This is a genomic window from Leptospira alstonii serovar Sichuan str. 79601, assembly GCF_000347175.1.
In the GTDB taxonomy this organism is placed as follows: Bacteria; Spirochaetota; Leptospiria; order Leptospirales; family Leptospiraceae; genus Leptospira; species Leptospira alstonii.
The window spans coordinates 1-18720 of the sequence record NZ_ANIK01000115.1; the positions used below are offsets into that span (position 1 = coordinate 1).

At 41.5% G+C, this 18720-nt stretch carries 15 protein-coding genes and 1 pseudogene; 8 read left to right on the forward strand and 8 right to left on the reverse strand.

Annotation, left to right across the window (positions count from 1 at the left end; genetic code table 11):
- Positions 1-711: 711 nt before the first annotated feature.
- From LEP1GSC194_RS18820 to LEP1GSC194_RS18835, 4 genes and pseudogenes are all read left to right on the forward strand, one after another.
- Entirely contained in the window at positions 712-1290 is a 579-nt protein-coding gene (locus LEP1GSC194_RS18820) for a tyrosine-type recombinase/integrase (RefSeq protein WP_036043787.1), read from the forward strand.
- Positions 1291-1355: 65 nt separating this feature from the next.
- Positions 1356-1690: pseudogene (locus LEP1GSC194_RS18825) on the forward strand (STAS domain-containing protein).
- Positions 1691-1728: 38 nt separating this feature from the next.
- Positions 1729-3228 carry an ArnT family glycosyltransferase gene (locus tag LEP1GSC194_RS18830; RefSeq protein ID WP_081605144.1) on the forward strand — a complete coding sequence of 500 codons (1500 nt, stop codon included), beginning with the start codon at positions 1729-1731 and terminating at the stop codon, positions 3226-3228.
- Entirely contained in the window at positions 3225-3875 is a 651-nt protein-coding gene (locus LEP1GSC194_RS18835; RefSeq protein WP_020775103.1) for an SGNH/GDSL hydrolase family protein, read from the forward strand. The genes LEP1GSC194_RS18830 and LEP1GSC194_RS18835 overlap by 4 nt, the downstream gene beginning before the upstream one ends.
- A 384-nt stretch (positions 3876-4259) precedes the next feature.
- Here LEP1GSC194_RS18835 and LEP1GSC194_RS18840 read toward each other — a convergent pair whose 3' ends face one another.
- Positions 4260-5330 (reverse strand): hypothetical protein, encoded by a 1071-nt coding sequence (locus LEP1GSC194_RS18840; protein ID WP_020775112.1) that lies wholly within the window; start codon positions 5328-5330, stop codon positions 4260-4262.
- 133 nt (positions 5331-5463) lie between these two features.
- On the opposite strand from LEP1GSC194_RS18840, the gene LEP1GSC194_RS18845 reads away from it, so the two are divergent.
- Positions 5464-5721: an LIMLP_16025 family protein gene (locus LEP1GSC194_RS18845; RefSeq protein ID WP_036043794.1), complete on the forward strand. Its 258-nt coding sequence runs from the start codon at positions 5464-5466 to the stop codon at positions 5719-5721.
- 339 nt (positions 5722-6060) lie between these two features.
- Here the strand turns inward: LEP1GSC194_RS18845 and LEP1GSC194_RS18850 are convergent, their stop codons facing one another.
- The 3 genes from LEP1GSC194_RS18850 to cutA all read right to left on the reverse strand — a co-directional run bounded on the left by LEP1GSC194_RS18850 (position 6061) and on the right by cutA (position 8417).
- Positions 6061-6804, reverse strand: coding sequence for a GNAT family N-acetyltransferase (locus tag LEP1GSC194_RS18850; RefSeq protein WP_017808129.1), 744 nt, complete (start codon positions 6802-6804; stop codon positions 6061-6063).
- Between the two features lie 434 nt (positions 6805-7238).
- Positions 7239-8072 (reverse strand): patatin-like phospholipase family protein, encoded by an 834-nt coding sequence (locus LEP1GSC194_RS18855; protein ID WP_020775094.1) that lies wholly within the window; start codon positions 8070-8072, stop codon positions 7239-7241.
- Positions 8073-8096: 24 nt separating this feature from the next.
- Positions 8097-8417, reverse strand: a complete 321-nt coding sequence (gene cutA, locus LEP1GSC194_RS18860) for a divalent-cation tolerance protein CutA (RefSeq protein WP_020775105.1) — start codon at positions 8415-8417, stop codon at positions 8097-8099.
- A gap of 123 nt (positions 8418-8540) precedes the next feature.
- Between cutA and LEP1GSC194_RS18865 the strand changes: the two genes are divergently transcribed.
- Together LEP1GSC194_RS18865 and LEP1GSC194_RS18870 are read left to right on the forward strand one after the other, a co-directional pair.
- Entirely contained in the window at positions 8541-9896 is a 1356-nt protein-coding gene (locus LEP1GSC194_RS18865; protein ID WP_020775092.1) for an OmpA family protein, read from the forward strand.
- A 214-nt stretch (positions 9897-10110) separates the two neighbouring features.
- Entirely contained in the window at positions 10111-12714 is a 2604-nt protein-coding gene (locus LEP1GSC194_RS18870) for a SpoIIE family protein phosphatase (RefSeq protein WP_020775098.1), read from the forward strand.
- Positions 12715-12719: 5 nt separating this feature from the next.
- On the opposite strand, the gene LEP1GSC194_RS18875 is transcribed toward LEP1GSC194_RS18870, so the two are convergent.
- Genes LEP1GSC194_RS18875 through LEP1GSC194_RS18885 form a run of 3 tightly spaced genes read right to left on the reverse strand, consistent with a single transcriptional unit; the run spans position 12720 to position 16487 of the window.
- Positions 12720-13595, reverse strand: coding sequence for a ribose-phosphate diphosphokinase (locus LEP1GSC194_RS18875; RefSeq protein ID WP_020775093.1), 876 nt, complete (start codon positions 13593-13595; stop codon positions 12720-12722).
- 10 nt (positions 13596-13605) lie between these two features.
- On the reverse strand, positions 13606-15108 hold the full coding sequence (locus LEP1GSC194_RS18880) for a thymidine phosphorylase family protein (RefSeq protein ID WP_020775091.1): 1503 nt from the start codon (positions 15106-15108) through the stop codon (positions 13606-13608).
- Positions 15109-15116: 8 nt separating this feature from the next.
- On the reverse strand, positions 15117-16487 hold the full coding sequence (locus tag LEP1GSC194_RS18885; RefSeq protein ID WP_036043798.1) for an MBL fold metallo-hydrolase RNA specificity domain-containing protein: 1371 nt from the start codon (positions 16485-16487) through the stop codon (positions 15117-15119).
- Positions 16488-16963: 476 nt separating this feature from the next.
- Between LEP1GSC194_RS18885 and LEP1GSC194_RS18895 the strand changes: the two genes are divergently transcribed.
- Positions 16964-18019, forward strand: a complete 1056-nt coding sequence (locus tag LEP1GSC194_RS18895; protein ID WP_020775110.1) for a 2-dehydropantoate 2-reductase — start codon at positions 16964-16966, stop codon at positions 18017-18019.
- A gap of 84 nt (positions 18020-18103) precedes the next feature.
- On the opposite strand, the gene LEP1GSC194_RS18900 is transcribed toward LEP1GSC194_RS18895, so the two are convergent.
- On the reverse strand, positions 18104-18718 hold the full coding sequence (locus LEP1GSC194_RS18900; RefSeq protein WP_036043789.1) for a DUF2062 domain-containing protein: 615 nt from the start codon (positions 18716-18718) through the stop codon (positions 18104-18106).
- Between the last annotated feature and the right edge of the window lie 2 nt (positions 18719-18720).

Genomic DNA, 18720 nt, shown 5'->3' on the forward strand with positions numbered 1-18720 from the left:
CTGTCTCCTTGGTGGTTTATTAGGCTTTTTGTAAGATTTTCCCGTCGTTTAAAAACGTAGGAGTTCCCACATTTTTGTGAAACTAAAGTCTCGCTCCCTATGGGTCGCGAGATAGGTTTTGGGACAAGTTCTAAATAGAAAAAACTTTAACCCTAACCCCTTAATTAGCTCGCCACTTGAAATGTGGGAGCTCCCACAATTCATAAAGAATTGTATTATAAATTGCGGATTTCTCAAATTCAGATGCAGGGGTGTTTCAGCTTTCTCGGTAGAGCCACTTTTACTATGAAATTCGCGACGATTTGCCTTCTTATAACGTCAATCCCGGCATTTGAGGAAAAGTTCCTAATAAAACAAGGCACACATCGTTTTGATCATATGGGCATCTATATAATTCTAAAATTTGAATATTCAAATTTTAGAATTATAGTATATTTAAAATATTAAAATATGATAATTCCTAATTATAATTCGTTACATACGGTCGGCCGAATTTGGCGAAAGCACCCACGGCGCCATTTTAGGAAAAGGACGGGCCTTATGAAAATATATCAATATTCCAAAACAGAATATTTTAAATTTTTTGAATATTCATAAAACATGTTTTAAAGATTAAAAAATTTTTTGATTGCCGTCAAAAAAACTAATTTTACCGGTAATGTTTTTACGATAACTACAAGAGAGTTCAAATCTAAAGGGAGGTTTTTTATGATGAATTTGAAAAAAGGAAACATGGAAATTAACAAATTTGAAAGCATTCTCACCGATTTTGAAATGAGGAGTTTGATCGCCGCGAGCAGAGATAATCCGGATCATTTTGTTATGATACGATTGCTCATCGTGTTCGGATTAAAGCCGGAAGAATTGATTTCTCTACGTTGTAGCGACGTTGATTTGGAAAATAAATTATTGAGAATTTGCGGATTCCAAGGACGGGACGATCGATATCTGAAGATTTCTCCTTTTTCACTTGGGGACATTTGCGGAGTGACTCGAGGCAGAAGACCCGAAGAATATTTATTTTCGGGAAGAAAAGGGAAGTTACATTCCAATGCGATTCAAAAGCTTTTCGGAAAATTAAAGCGTAAAACGGGCATTCAAGCGAATTGTTCTAAAATTCGAGAAGCGATTGCCGTTCAACTTTATTCGAGTGGATACAAGATTCAATTTATCGGCGAATTTCTCGGATTAAAAACGAGGCGCGCCATCTATAAGTTGATTAGGAAAAAATTGAAATCCAAATCTGTAAAACTATTTTCCTTGGATGAAATTATGGATATCGGGACTTAAAAAATGAGTTGTAAACGCGTTCCGAAAACTTAATTTAGTCCTAACTCTCCAAAAGGAAGCCATCTTTGGAAATCAAAACGAAAAAGATCGGTAAACATACACTAGTAGCGCTCAACGGTGGCTGGATATCGGACATTCAGACGAGGTGGAAGCGAAATTACTGGATGATGTTCAATCCGGACAGGGTGATATCTTGATCAACCTGGAAAATATTTCTTACATCTCATCCTCTGGGATTCGTATCTTTGTAGGTATGGTCAGAGAATTGGAAAAGCAGGGAAGAAAGTTGAAACTTTGTTGTATCACTCCCCCCGTAAAAAAGGTATTCGACGTTGTCGAACTCTTGGATCTGTTTGAAGTTTACGAAACAGAGAGTTCCGCACTCGATTCGCTCGCCTAAAATCCGGGCTTGTCCCGGATTTCCCCTTCGGGTTTTTTATGCCCCGGAAAACGTTCACCATGATTCCACCCAAAACGCTCTCTTGGGTTGTACTGCTCCTTTTAATCTTTCTTTTAGTGTGGGTTTCGCATAACGATCGCCTTGAATTTCCGCCGGTTTGGCCGGATGAGGTTTTGTTTTTTTCACCTTCTCAAGATTTTGCGGAGTTTGGAACACTTCGAACTCAAGTTTTGGAAGGTTTGATTCCGGGGATGGAAGAGATTACATTGTGGATGCCCCCGTTGTATTTTTTTTCCGGCGGGCTTTGGATGAAGTATGTGTTTCCGGGAATCGTGGGGCTTCGTTTATTTACGCTTATCGTAGCGGGCTTTTGTATATTCATTTTTTATGGAATTCTACTTAGAATCGGATTCTCTTTTTTCTCCGCGTTATTCTCCTGTTTATTGCTCGTTACGGATCTTCTGTTTTTGAGAGTGGGAACGATGGCGAGAATGGAAACACTTTGTCTGTTTTTCGCATTAACGAATCTATTTTTTTTAATCCGAACCGCTTTTGACGAACATCCAAAGCCCGTCGAAAAAGTTGAAGCTTTGTTTTCCGGAGTTTTTCTCGGACTCTCCTTTCTTTCACATCCGTTCGGTTCCGTATTCGGAATTCCCAGCTTATATCTACTCTGGAAAAGGAAATCTTTGTCGGCTCCGTTGTTTTGGATCGGAGGTATACTTCCGATAGCGGTTTGGATCGTCTGGTTGTTTCCTCGTTGGAATTTATTCCTATTTCAGTTCGGATTGCAGTTCGGAAGGAAGAAGGAACTTTTCTCCGTATTTTCGATTTTGACCAAGATCAAAATTTTGATCGGAGGATATCAAAATCCGGGAGTTAGAATTTTATTCTATATTTTTCTTTTGGCGGGAGTCGGAATCAATCGAGAATTATGGAAGGAAAAAAAGGAACGATTCTTATTTCTTTTCGTTTGGATCTTAGGAACCCTCGTGTTCCTGTTTTTATCCACGGAATTTTATTACGTTATGTATCTTACTCTTCCGCTTTCCGCGTTAGGCGGAATTTTGATGGAAGAATCCGATCGTAAAAGGGTGATTTATATAGGTTCCGGACTTATATTCTGTAATTTGATCGTCTTGTTTCTGGCGTATCGAAGGGTCGGTTTTATCAATCCGGAGTTTGACCTCGGAAAGAAGTTTTCGGAGGAAATCGCGATGGAATTGAAATATTCCAAAAAGGTTTACCTTCAAGCGATTCCGGATCCGTATTTCTATTTAAGAGAAAAATATCCGAATCTGAAAATTTTGGAATTCATTCCGGGAGAACTTCCGGTTCCTTCGGAGATGTTTTCGACCACTTTGGATTCCATCGACACGTTCGTTTTCAGCCAAGAAACAAAACGGAACGAAACCGTCGAAAATTATCTTAAGGAAAATTCGTCCTCTTTCTATAAAAAAAACGTATCCGTTTCCCCTTCCACAACTCGAAAATTGGTGCGCGTTCAGGCGGAAATTTATCTCCGGAAGAAAAAATGAGATCTTTTTCGGTCCGTGGAATTTTTCAATTTTGGAATATTCTATTTTTATTATTTATTTCCTGTGTCGGTAAGGAACGCGAACAACAGGGGCTTTCGTCTTTGCTGCCTTTGGTCGGTCCACTTTTGAAAGTGGGGATCATAGGAGATTCCTTATCCCAAAGATCGGACGGATTCGGGCTGAGAGAAAAACTGGGTTTGCGATTTACGGTCACGGATTACTCGGTTTCGGGAAGGGACATCTCGGGCTGGACACAAATGATCGGAACCGCTTTAACGGAACGTCAGGATTTGTTGATCTTAGAATTGGGAACGAACGACGTTACGGGTAATTCGGTCGATCAATTTCCGGAAAACTACGAGAATCTCCTTACTTCAATCCAAACTCATAGCAACGCGGGGATTTTGGTGACGATTCTTCCGCCGACGATTCAATCCGGTTACCGGGAGAATATCCTTCGGATCAATCCGTATCTGAGAGGTTTGAATTCCCGTTATCCGACTGCGGATATGGAATCGGTTTTTTTAGAAAGGGAAAAGACGGTTCCCTTATATTCGCAAACGGATCCCGTTCATCCCAATCCGGTAGGATATGATTTGATGGGGACAACCTACGCCGATTCCATTCGTAAACTTTACGTTCGATAAATCGGTTTTCATTTCTTCTGCTCTTCTTTTGAAAAGTCGATTTCAAAAAGAATCATTCATTAGAAAAATTTAAAATACGCGAGTTCGGTATAACCAATTCGAAAGCGATTATAGCGGGATCAACAAATTGGAATGACGAAAGAAAACCGTTTTTCGAGCAAACCATCAATTTGTTGATTGGAGTATTATGTTTCGACCCTCAACGCGCCCCATAGGAAGCGTTGTGTTGAGTTTAGAGTGATGCAAGAGTTAGAACGTCTCGCTTCTAGGGTCGCTCGACGGGGAGAAATATTGAGTTGCGGAAAGCGCGGTCCGGCCGTCAAGGCCGGATTCGCCCAAATTTTTTTATATAGAACTCACGTTTATTAGGCCGAACTTTTCATATTAGTCCGAATTGGAATATTCGCAATTTAGAATATACGGATTGAATATCTGGGCTATGTATAATCTTCCCTCGAATGGAATTGCGGTACTTCCGCCTGAAATTAAATCTCCCGAATTGGCGAACACTTCTTGAAAATTTCCGTCGTGAGAAATTTGAAACACCAGAGTCGGTGAGTGGAAATCGTGGTTTTTCACGTGTCTTAGAAATTGATATGTGGAACCGTGACTGACCGCGAAAATTCTTCCCTTGGAGTCCAATGCAAGATTATCGGGGCCGTAATTGAGAAGGATTTTTTTCGGTTCTCCGAGCACGGGTTTTCCCTGTTCTCTATGGATCGCAAATTGAAACACGCTTTTGTCCGAGTAACCGGATCGATACAAAAATTCGTTTCCTTGAGAATCTTTCGCGTATAAAATTCCGTTTCCGAGAGAGAGGGGATTTCCGAGGCTCGACCAGTTTTTGCCGTCGTAATAAGAAATTTCCGCACGTTTGAAGCCGAATAAATCGTCCCAGAGATATCTTGGAATTCCTCCCGTACCATGGTCGTTGGAGAGAAAAATTTCGTTTTCCGACACGACCGAAAGATCGTTGGGGCTCGTGATTAAAGGATCTGTAAGAGTTCCCACATGCGACCATTCTTTTCCCTTGCGTTCGAAAATTTCAATCGTGTGGATCTCGTACAATTTTGGATGGGAAATTACATAGAGCCTGTAAGTGTCCTTGGTTTTGAGAAGGCTTATCCCGTGTGGTCGAAACTCCGACGGATATTTTACGGAAAGTTCCGTCGGAGCGGAAGGGTTCTTGAGATCGATCGTAAAGATCTTTCCGGTTTGATTCTTGGTTCTTCTTTCATGGCTTGAGACATAAAGAACTTTCTCTTCCCAATCGATCGCTAAATCTTCGGGACCGGGAATTCCTCCGATTTTTGTGCAAGCCGCTCCCGAAGGACCGACAGCTTTAATTTCCACGCCGCAATTCAATAAGTTCAGGAATAAGATAATTGCCCCCAGAAAAAGGAACGGGGAGTTCCCACATTTTTCAGTTCGTTTTAATAAATTGCAATATTTCATTGTTTTCAGATCTCCGAACTTGCTAAAAATCCGAAGGTACGTAAGAAAAAAAGGAAAAAAGTAATTGCTCTTTTTTATGCACTGCACAAAAATAGTGAACGAGATCCTCGAAAGCAAATTGAGAGGTTGTTGTATGGAAAACAAAAAATTAAACGACATAATCAATGTAGGAATTGGAGCCGTTCAGACTTCTCGCGAGATTTTTGATAAACTCGTGGACGACCTGAATGAAGGCAAAGAAAAGATCGAAGCAAGATTCGATCAGTTAAAAACCCAGGGCGAAAAGGATATGAGCGATAACGCCCTTAAATTAAAAGTCAACTTAGCTTGGGGGTTGGTTCGGTTCGAAGAGATCCGGGACAATATCCTCAATCATTTCATTAAAAAATAAGATTTTTGCTAAACGCCAGAGTTTTATTTTTACGTTCTGGATTTTAATTTCCGTCGGAAAGAACCGACACACATTGATTTCCCGTCCCACCAGCCTTTCTCCCCGAGTTTTCGGGGAGAAAGGGCTTCAAAGAAAACTTCACACACGCTTCCACTTTCAAATATACGGTTTTCTTTCGTCATTTCAATTCCTTCGGAATTTAACTCAATGTGGCTCTCTGAACTCAATCTCACTCCCTATGGGTCGTTCGATAGGTCGCAACATAATAATCGCTTTCGCATTGGTTAAACCGAACTCACGGTAAGTTAGATTTTTTTAATATTCGGTTTGAAAGTCGACTTAAATACAATTCCAATGTCTAAGAAGAATCGACTTTTCAAAACCGAACTTTTCGTAGATTCTCCTGCCACTCTCAGTGGCGTGTAATATGATAAATCCAGAAAAATTCTTTCTAATTTCGCCTAATAGATATTCAACGAGATCGGAAGCGTAGCCGAAACGTCTATGATTCCGATCGGTCGTGATCGAATACAAACCGAAGGATTCCCCGTCGTAAAATGTCATTCCGGTCGCGATCATTTCCCCGTTTACAAAACCGCCGTATATACGAAACGAATCTCGGCCCAATAATTTAAGATATAGATTTTCCCGATCTTCGGATTCGAAAGAATCGTTTAGGATCCTCAGCCAAACTTTCAGATCTTTTTCGGTTTCAATATTTCGAATATCGAGTTTCGCATTCGACTTTTTGTTAAGCGAAGTTGGATTTCCTTTTAAAAACATCCCGATTTGTTCGTTGCAGAAATTATATCCGAGTTCGCGGATCGTAGTTTCGTGGGTTCTTGTATTCAGAAAATCTAAAATATACGGATCAAATCCTTTTTTTCTCAAGTCTTTGATTTCCGAACTTAAATCGGAAGGGTCAAGGTTTCCCTTTAGGACGATTCTCGTAAACCAATTCGAATCCGGATTCGAGTAGAAATCGAAACTTTTATAGTTGAAGATCGGCGCTTTCATTAGGTCTGAAAGCGTCCTATGAAGTTTTACGTAATTCTCTGTGATCTCTACGATTTTCGGTTTCATAACTACTACTGATCTCATAAAATAGAGTGTCCAAAATTTTGCGTCTAAACGCGAGATTTGTACTCAAATTTACGGTATTCTATTTTATTGGGAGTAATCCTACCTATTAGTGCAACGTGAATTTTAGCACAAATCCGTTTTTTAAGTGCAGAATTCCTTATACTCCGTCACGCAGCGCTTTGTAGCATCCTAGAAACGCTGGTCAAAAGAATGAACTCAGCGCGTTGCTCCCATATCGTAACCAACCCCACAAAGAAGGATCTTGGAATCAGAAGGATCAAAAAGGCACGTTTCAAGTGGCGAGTGATTAGATTTTAGAGGTTAGGATTTTACATACAATAAGATGCAAGTGTTCCGATAGGAATGAGACTTTTACTTGCAAGAAGTATGATTTTATGATATAGAAAAGCCTCCCGAGTTTTTACACCGCTTAATTAAGTGGGAGCGAGAATTTTTTTCTTCCAATGATGCGCGTTTTTTCTCCCTTCTTCCATCGCCTCCTTGCCGTGTTTAAGTTGATTTGCGTCAATATAAGGGGTTATCGTTTCCACTCGTAATATTTGTTTTTTATAATGTTTGGCGAGAAGTTCCTTCAGTTCTCTCGTTTCGTTTTCTATGATCTGAACCGAAGAATGGAAGGCACGGATCATCGCCCTTTCCGAGTGACCTTTTTTTGTACGAACGCTGTGTACGACAATTTTGCGGATGGATTTATCCAAGATCAATTCTTTGATCGGTTCCTGATCGGCTACTCCTCCGTCGATGAATTCTTCCTCGCCTAACTTTTGAATTTCGAAAAGGAAGGGAAAAGTCATCGAAGCGAGAATCTGATCGATCAAATCACCTTTTGTTTTGAGTTCTCTGATTTGTTTCGTGATGTTTGAAACGGAGATTCCCATTGGAATGGGAAGGTCTTCTATCTTTTTATGACCTAAATGAGGTTTTAATAATTCTTTGATTTTTTTACCGGAAAGAATTCCGGAATAATTTTTAAGTCCTTTACGAATCGGTTTTACGAAGTTCGTGATCAGATTTCCTTCCCAAAAATCTTTCTTTTTTAAATTCAGAATTAGATCGTTCATGGTATCGGTAGGCACCCCGGCGGCAACTAGGGAACCGATTAAAGCTCCGGAGCTGCAGCCCGTAATTTTGGAAGGACGAAAACCTATTTCGGAAAGTCCTTTCGCAAAACCCGCATGCGCGTAAAAGCCGAAAAAAGCGGAGTTAAACGCGAGAGCCGTAAATTTTTGTTTAACGTGGACTTGCACAATATAACCTTTTCTGAATGTATTTTATTCCGCGATAACTTCGCCGAAGATCCATGAAAAATATTCCCGATTTCCTTCCAATAAAGGAAGGCTGACGACACAAGGAACGGAATAACTGTGTAAGGATTTGATTCTCAATGTAAGTTCCGTCATTAGGTCGCTTTTTGTTTTCAGAATCAAAACGACTTCCTCGTCTTCGATCAATTTCTTTTTCCAATGATAAATCGACTTTATCTTGGGAAGAATATTCGCACACGCAGCCAGTCTTTCCTCTACGACGGTCTTTCCGATTTTAAGCGCTTCCTTTTCATTCCCGACCGTAACGTAAACGAGTCTTGCTTCCATTTCATTCTCCTCAAACACAAACGAATCAGAATTCTAATTTTAAATTTCGTCCGGAATGCGTTTTTTTCGGAAAGTTTTTTACGCTTTTCTTATGTTTTAGTGAAAACTTACGAAACTATAACTATGAGGAAACTTCCGAATCGAAATTTGAAATCCGAAACTAAAAAACTCCGGCTTCTTAAAATCCTGTCCTGCGTTATTATCGCGTTTATAAATCTCAATCCTCTTCTTTCGGAAGAACCGGAAAAGATCCTATTTCGTTGGAAGTTAACTCCCGGAGAGAACGTAGAGTTGAACGAATATCATAGGGTTCAACTGGTAAGCCGCGGACAAAAGATCAAAAGAGAGGATAAGAATCGAATCCTTTTACAAACGCTTTCGTGCGAAAATAAAACGTGCCTGTTGGACGGATTTTTCGATACTTACAGTCGTTTTCCGGAAGTTGATCCCGCGTTCCGCAAAGATAAAACGTTTACGAGCAGATTTCAAATTACCGACTTGGGGCAATATAAGGTTCCGCAGGAATACGTTATGCCGAATCTTCGTTCTCTTCCGAGTTTTTCGGAAAAACCGGTTTCAATCGGAGAGGAATGGACGCAGCCCGCCACCGAAAGTTTTCAGTTTCCGGGCGGAAGGGTGATGATTACCGTGTTTGCAAAATACAAGTATCACGGTGCGGACGAATGGGAGTTCCAAAAACTTTCGGGCAAAGGCGATCGTATCGAATACAATTATACTCTATATTACGATTCTCAAACGGGCCGAGAAGGAGTTCCTTTAAAAATCCACGGATTTGCGAGAGGTATGGTTTTTTTCGATCGTGAACTCGGTCTTCCGCAATACAAAAGAATTCAGTTGGTTTACACATTCGTTTATGCGAACGGGGCCGCTCAGGAAATGTCGTTCGACATTCACGGATTATATAATAAAAACGTAAAGCTTACGGATAACGACAAGGATAAGTTCGCGGAGGAAATTCGTAAAATTTTAGGCGGAGAACTTCCTACCGGAATCGAACCGAATTTTTATCCGAAAAAAAATTCCAAAAGAGAAACCCTTTCATGGCCGGATGAGGAAGAGAATGAGACAGAACCGAAAGCTCCTCCGGTTGAAATTAGAAGAACGGAAGAGGGAATCGCGATCTCTTTGAACTCGGTCTTGTTCGATCACGACAGTTCCGAACTCAAAGAGGAGGCAAAACTCGAGTTAAAAAAAATCGCGTCCGTGTTGAAAAAATACAAAGATAGGGAAATTAGGATCAGCGGTCATACCGACAATTCGGGCGGGGAAGAATACAATCGAAAACTTTCCAGAGAACGCGCTCTTTCCGTCTTAAAGGAACTCAGAGACGGACAAAGTTTGGAGGAAAAGAGGATGTCTTACGAAGGATATGGAAAATCAAAACCGATCTCCGATAATTCCACGATTCAAGGCAGACGGAAAAATCGTCGAGTGGATATTACTATTGTAATGGAGTAGTTTGAAATTCGATTTATTTTTTGGAAAAAAGATATTTCATAAAAAAGATCGTCGCGTTAGTGAAATCGCCTAACGATAATTGCTATAATTTGCGAGGTCGATTTCTAAAATAAGATCGATTTTGGAAACTTTTATTTTATTCCGAACGTAGGTCATTAATTCTTGCAAAATCCGAGTTCTCCGTTACGTTATTGGGGATTTTTTTAACGCAACAATGGCGAATTACGTTATAAAACCGAATCGGAAATTTTCTTACGATCGATTTTTTTGGTTCGTAGTATTTCTCTTGTCCACTCCGGTTTTCGCATTTCCGATCAACCTCACGACCGATTGGAAAATCGTTGCGGGAAAAAATTTAAACGCATCGATCGAAGACGTTTCCTGGAAAGATTTAAAATCCATTCCGATTCCCAAAGACACGGTTCGTTTGTTTTCTTTTCCGAAAGACGCGATCTATACTTTAACTTTATTGAAAGCTTTCGAAATTTCCGCGCAGGAAGTTCAAGAACTTTCTTTAGACGGACTCTCGATCCATTTCCCTTTCTTGTCAAACGTCTACGAAGTTTACTTCAACGGAGAAAAAATCGGCGGCGGCGGTCTCGTTTTAGGAGGCAGGATCGTTAGGAACGGATTTAAGAGACACGTGATTCTCCCTATTCCCGAGAACAAGGTTAAGATCGGTAAGAATGAAGTCAGAGTGGTTTTGTCATCGAATCCGGGTGAAGAATTGGATGTGTATGCGAGTTTCGATTCCGCGCCTCTTGTAATGGATTTACAATCTCGGAACGTATCGATTTTATTCGAGCGTCCCAGACTGATACTTGCGTTCTTATATCTATTCGTAGGGTTTTATCACTTCCTGTTTTATTTCAAAGGTCCTCGGCAAAAATACAATCTGTTCTTCGGACTTTTTTCGACGTCGTTTTCGATCTATATCTATCTTAGAAGTAATGCCGTTTATGAACTCGGTTTGGATCCGCTGCTTCAGATGAAGTTGGAATATATGGTCGTTTTCAACATAACGACTTTCTTCCTTTTGTTTCTGGATACGTTTTTCGAATCCAAGGCGAGCTTCTTTTCCCGCTTCTATCGGTTTTTCGCACTCGTACTTACCGCTTTGATTCCATTATCAAACAGGGCTATCTGCTTATTTATTTTGCAGATTTGGCAATTTTCCGTTTTTATATTTTCATTCTATTGTCTTTTTATCGTTGTAAGGGCCCTAATCAGAAAAAATCGGGACTCCGTTCGTTTGATTGCGGGTTTTATCATCCTACTGGTCTCGGCGATCGCCGATCTCGTAGGCGCGATGCAGTTGATTCCTAATTTAGAAAATTATGGACTTCTAAAATACGGATTTTTTTCTTTCGAACTCGGAATCGTGTTCATCCTGGCGAATCGATTTTTAAAAGTTCATAACGAGGTGGAGGAATTGAATCTCGACTTGGACCGAAAAGTAAAAGAAAGAACCAATCAATTGGAAACCACGTTGAATCAAGTTAGGGAGTTAAAGATACATCAGGACGGGGATTATTTTTTAACCTCCCTAATTCTGGACCCTTTAAATCGATATAAGGTTCAAAACGATTTTATCGTCTTCGACGGTCTGAGTCGTCAGAAAAAAAAATTCGAATTTAAACAATGGAAAAAGGAAATCGGCGGAGACATCGTCATTGCCGACGAAATCGTTTTAAAAGATAGAAAGTATCTCGTTTTTGTAAACGGAGACGCGATGGGAAAATCCATTCAAGGAGCGGGCGGGGCCTTGGTTTTAGGAGTTGTATTTCGTTCTTTCGTGTCTAGGACAAAAACCGTTTTATCTTATCATTCCCAACCTCCCGAGTTATGGCTCAAAGAATGTTTTTTAGAACTTCAGAATATTTTCGAATCCTTTAACGGTTCCATGTTGGCATCCGTCGTATTGGGTTTGATCGACTTGAAGTCGGGTATTTTGTTTTTTTTGAATGCGGAACATCCTCCGACCGTTCTTTACAGAAACGGAACGGCTTCTTTTATAGAGGATAAATTAGAACTTCGTAAAATAGGAATCACCGGTTTGGAAAGTAAGATGAAAGTGAAGACCTTCTTTCTGGAAAAGGGGGATTCCATTTTTATCGGTTCGGACGGAAGGGACGATCTATTGCTCGGAATCGATCCGGACGGGATTCCGTTGATCAACGAGGATGAATTTCAGTTTTTAAAAAGAGTGGAGGAATCCGGAGGAGATCTCGAATTATTGGTGCAAGGTCTGCAAAATTACGGAGAACTTACGGACGACTTAAGCATCGTCAAATTGTCTTATCTCAAGGAGCCCGCACGCTTAGGATCGGTTGTCGATACGTTATCTTTTCAGTTTCCGGACGAAACGTATTTGAAATACCTTCGAGCCGAAAACTGGGAACATACGATTGATCATCTCGAAAATCTGAAAAGTAAGATTTCGGGAGAAACGATACCTCCCGTTTTTAAAAAAGAACTGGCTACCGTATATTATAAAATTGGAAAGTATGAGGAAGCCCTTTCCTTATTCGAAGAGTTGATTTCCGAGTTTCCGGAAGACGTTGAAATCATGTTTAACGCGTCTTTGATTTATAAAAGATTCAAACGTTTCGATCAGGCGATCGAGTTGGGTGAGAGAGTTTTGTTAAGAGAACCGGAATTCCTAAACAACGTGGTACACCTTGCCGAGTTATATTTCTTTATCCACAAACGGGAAATAACCGTTCAGTTGTTGGAAAAAATCGATCGGTTGGATCCTGGCAATTCTCAGGCAAAAAAGATCAGAATTCAATTGGATTCTCCGATTTCGGATCGTTGAAATCCTTAGAATAAACGATCGGCGATCAGCATTCCTACGTCGATCAAGTTGCTGCGATGTTCTATCGTGTTTGTGGTGATAACGGCGCGAGCCCCGCATTGTAGGATTTCCTGAAAGGAATTGTCCGCGAACACTCCGTGAACACAAAGGCAGACCGGCGGTAACATTTTAGTTTTTTTCAAATGGATGATCGTTTGAATCAAAGTCCTTCCCGTGGAAACGATGTCGTCTATCAAAACCGGCGTGTGATCCGGGTAGGTTCCCGTCTTTGGAACGCTGACTTCCACATCGCGATCGCCCTTTCGATTTTTTTCAAGAATCGTAAAAGGAACCCCGGAATAACCCGCCACTTCCCGAACCCATTGGCTGCTTTCGCCGTCCGGTCCGATCAGCACCGGATTACTTACGTTTTTTTGAATATAGTTAGCAAGAAGTTCCGTAGAATGTAAAACTCTTGCGGGAACGCTGAAAATTTCCTCCAGATTAAGGATTCGATGAAGATGCGGATCGATCGTCAGGATGGAATCTATATAACGCGAAATCAGAGCGGCAAAAAATCTCGCGTTGATCCCTTCTCCGGGATGAAAAACTTTGTCCTGTCTCATATAACAAAGATAAGGCGCTATGAGATGGATCTTTTCGGCCCCAAGCCGTCTTGCCGTTTCGCAAAAAAAAATCAAGGGAACGATTTTGGTATCAGGTTGATTGAGGGAACAAAGCAGATAAACCCGCGCGCCGTCGAGATCTTCTTCGATTTTCAATTTGGATTCCCCGTCCGGAAACCTTCCGAATTCGGCGTTGCCGATCCTCATCCCCGAAAATTTGGAGACGGACTTTGCCAAAGACGAATTTTCGGGAAAGTGGAATAGAATTTTGTTCATGATCCTTCCTTTAAATAATCGTAATGATTCCGTTTTGCGAATTCAAATATTCGAAAGCGTATTCCAGCTCGCCTTCCGAATCGGAATGAATCGTATAAAGGACGTCTCCTTTTTCTATTTTTTTACCGATAGGAGAAAGGAAATAAATCCCCGCAGAAGCGCTGTTAGGCGCTCCGGCGAGTCTTGCCACTTTGGCGATCTTTCGATTGTCGATTTCGAAAATCACACCCGAAGACTTGGAGATCGCGTTTCGTTGAAATTTAGAGAGAGAAGGTTCTTTATAGCCGCCTTGGGCCTTACAAATGTTTTCGAATTTTTTCCATGCCTTTCCGGATTCTAAAATTTCGGACGCGGTTTGAATTCCGTTCTTGAATTGACGGGGGGCCGCAAATTCCAACATTTCACCCGCGATCGTCAAAGCTCTTTGTTTAAGATCTTGAGGAGCCTGCGGATCGTTCTTTAATACTTCGATACAATCCTTGATTTCAAGAGAGGGACCGATGCCTCGGCCGATCGGTTGGGATCCGTCCGAAATAAGCACCTTGACTTTTAAATCGACCGATTTCCCGACTACCGTAAAATAATACTTTAGCTTTTCTGCATCTTCTTCCGTGCGGACCTTTGCGGTTTTTCCGATCGGGATATCGATCACGACGTGAGTGGAACCCGCCGCGGCCTTTTTGGATAAAACGGAAGCGATCATTTGTCCCACACTATCCACTTCCAAGGCTCTTTCCACTCGGATAAGAATATCGTCGACGGGACTTAGCCCGATGGAACCTCCCCAAACGATACAACCTCCTTCTTTTTCCACGACGGACTTCATTTCGGAAAGTTTAAGGTTCACGTCGGCGATCGATTCCATGACGTCCGCCGTTCCTGCGGGAGATGTGATCGCTCTGGAGGAGGTTTTAGGAACGGTTAAACCTGCTGCTGCCGCGATGGAAACGACGATCGGAGTAGTCCTGTTTCCGGGCAGACCGCCTATGCAATGTTTGTCGACTATGGGATGTTTGTTCCATTTTAAAACGGAACCCGCTTTGATCATCGCTCTAGTGAGGGATTTGATTTCGTCCAAGTTGAGATGGTCTCCGGAGCAAGCGGTGATAAAGGAAGCGATTTCAATATTAGAATATTTTTCTTCCTTAATGTCTTGGATGATTCTCTGAAAGGATTCTTCGCTCAGACGATTTTCGTATATTTTCGATCGGACGTCGTGCATGGACAATACGGGCTGAAGATGGGAAAGAATTACCGAATCTCCTTCTTTCGCATTAACCGCTTTCCAGGCGCTTTCGGACAAACCCGCTTGTCCGATCTGGAGAATTTCGGTTTCGACGATGTTTAAGGACGCGATAATCTTTTTGTTACGCACTTCTACCTCGATTCGATTGAGCGCGATGAATCCTTCGGACTTACAAACGGGAGAATCCCTTCGTAAGAAGACTACGTACTCTTGATTGGTATCGATTCCCAAATTGATCAGATGGAGCGGTTCTTTTTTTTCGGACATTGTATCTCTTAAAATTTTAATTCTACGATATCGAATAACTTCGGAACTTCGCATTCCAACCGCAAGCTGTCGGTCAGTTTAACGCGGAGCGCGTCCGAAGATCCCTTTTCGCCGTGAACGATAAAAACTTTTTCGGGTTTTCCTTTTAGCGCGCCCAACCAATATAAAATCTCCCTTTGATCCGCGTGTGAGGACAGACCGTCGACGGAACGTACTTTCGCTTTTACTTCGTAGAACTTTCCGTAAATCTTGATTTCGTGATTTCCGTCTTGAAGTTGTCTCCCTCTCGTTCCGATTGCTTGAAAACCGCATAGAAGAACCGTCGAGTTCGGATCGCCTAAATAATACTGAAGATAAGTAAGCACTCTGCCTCCCGTCGCCATACCGCTACCCGCGATTACGATCTTTGGAGATCGATCTTCCGCGAGTTTGTAGGTTTCTTTGATCGATTCCGTTTTTTGGAAACAATCCCAGATTTGAGAACAATCCATCGGAGAAAGTTTATGCCATTTCGTGTGAGTTTGAAAAACTTCGAACACGTTCCTACCCATTGGAGTATCCAAAATCATAGGGACGTTCGGAATCTTGGCTTCGGATTTTAATTTCCAAAGGAGGTACATAAGACTTTGCGTTCTTTCCACGGCAAAACTGGGAAGAATAACGGTTCCGTTGTTTTCCAAGGTTTCATTCAGGATCGTAAGCAATTGATTTTCGGAATCTTGAGAGTGAATTCGATCTCCGTAAGTGCTTTCGATAAAAAGATAGTCCGCGTTTTCGGGACGATCGGGCGGATACAAAAGGATATCGTCGGGTCTTCCTATGTCTCCGGAGAAGACGAACAACTTACCGAAAATTTCCAATTCTATATAAGTAGCTCCTAATATATGTCCGTTGTATTTGAATCGGGCTCGAATACCTTCCGCAAGATCCTTCCAACGATCCAAATCGATCGAATGAAGATAGGAAAGGGAGTTCACGGCGTCTTTGAGATCGTATAAGGGAGCTGCCGGTTTATGCTTGGAATAATTTCCTCGATTGGCGCGATCGGCTTCTTCTTCCTGAATTTTCCCCGAATCCTTGAGGATAATTTCGGCGATTTCTAAAGTGGGAGCGCTCCCGAAAATTTTTCCTTGAAAACCTTGTTTGACCAATCTAGGAATATAGCCGACGTGATCGAGATGACCGTGGGTTAAAAGAATAACATCGATTTCGGAAACTCTCACCGGAAATTGCGACCAGTTCAGAAGTCTGAACTCCTTCAATCCTTGGAATAAACCGCAATCCACAAGAATTTTGAATGTGCCCGTATCGATCAAATATTTGGAGCCGGTTACGGTTCCCGAAGCGCCTAAGAAATGAATATGGAGGGGAGGTTTCATTATTGAATGAAGTATCGCCGGATCGAAAAATGAAATCATAAATTTCGTTAGGAACCTGTTCCGACACCCGATTGAATATATTTGAACCGATGAAATATCATTTGTTATTTTAAAAAGAAAAAAATGTCCCGAATCCTCTTGACAGTGAATGGTCCCCGTTTAAGTTTTCACTGCGCAGAAGCAAACGTTATAACTTAGAAAACGTAGCGAATTTTTTAAAAAAAATCAGAATAGTGAAGAGAATTGAGTTTTTACAAAAATTTACCATCGGGGACTCTCCAAGGCAGAATGGATCGTGAAACTTTGAAGTTTTGATAAGAAGAATACTTTGAGTTTTGGGACAACCGTAAGCTATAAATTCCGGTACCTTGCTAGATTGGCTCTGCAGTTTGCGGAGTCTTTTTTTTATTTTTTTCCCGACTAAACTATCAATAGTTGTAGAATTAAATCTTAAATCCTGATTGGATACGTATCCCATGAATTTTTCTTTTGCGGTTTTAGGTTCAGGAAGTATCGGAACATATATCGGTTGCAGGTTACTGGCGGCCGGGAACGAGGTTACGCTGTACGGGCGGGAAAGAATTCGGAACGAATTGAAAACTTTCGGCGCAACAATCACCGATTATACGAATCGGCAAATCCGTATTTCTCCCGAAGCGATTTCTTTTTCCACTTCTCTTTCGAGTGTTTCCGGCGCCGATGTTTTTTTAGTCACCGTAAAATCCAAGGATACGAAGGACCTTACCAAGGAACTCAAAGGAATTCTTGAAAAAAGACAAAACAAACATTCCGTTTCGCGTTCGATTCCGATCGTGGTCAGTTTTCAAAACGGAGTTCGAAACGCGGAGATTTTAAAGGAAGGACTTCGGGATCTTCCCGTGGAAGTTTTAGCGGGAATGGTTCCCTTTAACGTCCTTTCGAAAGGAAACGGTCATTTTCACCGAGGAACGAGCGGGAATCTCGTGATCGAATCTTCCAAATCTTCTCGTTCTCTGGCCGGGATTTTCAACCGGGCCGGACTTCCGGCCGACACGCATAAAAATATCGGCGGGATTCTTTGGGGCAAACTCGTCTTCAATTTGAATAATTCTTTGAACGCTCTTTCGGGACTCACCTTAAAAACCGAAATATCAAAATCAGGTTATCGAAAAATTCTTTCCAGGTTGATGAAAGAAGCCCTGGAAATCCTAAGACTCGCCGAAATCAGACCGATTCGTTCCGGAAAGATGATTCCTAGTCTGGCTCCGATCATTTTGAATCTTCCGGATTTTCTCTTTTTCAGAGTCGCTTCGGGTATGGTCAAGATCGATCCGCAAGCACGATCTTCCATGTGGGAGGACCTAATTCATAAAAGATCGACCGAAATCGATTCTTTGAACGGAGAAGTGATTAAACTCGCGGACGTGATGGGACATCCGGCTCCTCTAAATCGGGAAATCGTAAGTCTGATCAAAGAAGCCGAGTCGAATCCCCAAATTTTAAATCTGAGTCCGGAAGAACTCGCAGAAAAGCTAAAAATCAATCTAAATTAACGCGAGTTCGGCGTAGGAAAATCTGGGCGAATAAGAAACTCAATGTGTTCGCTTTGGCATCTGTTATACCGAGCTCACATTAAATTAGTTTTTTAGAATATTCCAAAATGATCGATTCTTATTCGATTCCTTTCGAACGTATTTTTCTTCCCATTCTTTCAGATTGATACCTTCTTGTGCGGCTTGTTTTTCCCGAAAACCGTTTAGAAGGATCTTTGTAAGCGGGTAGCCGACAATCGCCGAAGGAATTCCGATTAAAAAACCGCCCAAAAACATAGGCGCGCCCATGTCGTTTATCAAAAATGTGCTCCAGTATTTCAATCCTTCGTAAAGTTCCAAGGAACCGGACCGATCGATCACTTCCAAAATTCTCGTAAAGTTCATAGCGGATATATCCCAACCTAACAAATCGTATGCGGCGATTCCGACGACGTAAAAAATATAATAGAAAAAAGGAAGAGTAATCGGATTCGTGATCCAGATCATCGCGATTGCGATCGGCATGTAAAAACGGATTCCGATCAATCTCAAAAGAACCCAGGTGATCAATCCGAGATACATCTGAATTCCGATCAGAGGCGTAAACGACCAAAAAATTCCGATGGAAGTCCCCAGACAGACTTCTTTTACGGGAGCGTGCGATTGTTGAAACGGAACGATAATTTGCCGATGAACGAGTCTATATGCCGCTTTTATCATGT

Excerpts from the sequence above, each read along its gene's own strand:
- LEP1GSC194_RS18820 (WP_036043787.1), top strand. The coding sequence starts at position 712 with ATGAATTTGAAAAAAGGAAACATGGAAATTAACAAATTTGAAAGCATT.
- LEP1GSC194_RS18830 (WP_081605144.1), top strand. The coding sequence starts at position 1,729 with ATGCCCCGGAAAACGTTCACCATGATTCCACCCAAAACGCTCTCTTGG.
- LEP1GSC194_RS18835 (WP_020775103.1), top strand. The coding sequence starts at position 3,225 with ATGAGATCTTTTTCGGTCCGTGGAATTTTTCAATTTTGGAATATTCTA.
- LEP1GSC194_RS18840 (WP_020775112.1), bottom strand. The coding sequence starts at position 5,330 with ATGAAATATTGCAATTTATTAAAACGAACTGAAAAATGTGGGAACTCC.
- LEP1GSC194_RS18845 (WP_036043794.1), top strand. The coding sequence starts at position 5,464 with ATGGAAAACAAAAAATTAAACGACATAATCAATGTAGGAATTGGAGCC.
- LEP1GSC194_RS18850 (WP_017808129.1), bottom strand. The coding sequence starts at position 6,804 with ATGAAACCGAAAATCGTAGAGATCACAGAGAATTACGTAAAACTTCAT.
- cutA (WP_020775105.1), bottom strand. The coding sequence starts at position 8,417 with ATGGAAGCAAGACTCGTTTACGTTACGGTCGGGAATGAAAAGGAAGCG.
- LEP1GSC194_RS18865 (WP_020775092.1), top strand. The coding sequence starts at position 8,541 with ATGAGGAAACTTCCGAATCGAAATTTGAAATCCGAAACTAAAAAACTC.
- LEP1GSC194_RS18870 (WP_020775098.1), top strand. The coding sequence starts at position 10,111 with ATGGCGAATTACGTTATAAAACCGAATCGGAAATTTTCTTACGATCGA.
- LEP1GSC194_RS18875 (WP_020775093.1), bottom strand. The coding sequence starts at position 13,595 with ATGAACAAAATTCTATTCCACTTTCCCGAAAATTCGTCTTTGGCAAAG.
- LEP1GSC194_RS18880 (WP_020775091.1), bottom strand. The coding sequence starts at position 15,108 with ATGTCCGAAAAAAAAGAACCGCTCCATCTGATCAATTTGGGAATCGAT.
- LEP1GSC194_RS18885 (WP_036043798.1), bottom strand. The coding sequence starts at position 16,487 with ATGAAACCTCCCCTCCATATTCATTTCTTAGGCGCTTCGGGAACCGTA.
- LEP1GSC194_RS18895 (WP_020775110.1), top strand. The coding sequence starts at position 16,964 with ATGAATTTTTCTTTTGCGGTTTTAGGTTCAGGAAGTATCGGAACATAT.
- LEP1GSC194_RS18900 (WP_036043789.1), bottom strand. The coding sequence starts at position 18,718 with ATGATAAAAGCGGCATATAGACTCGTTCATCGGCAAATTATCGTTCCG.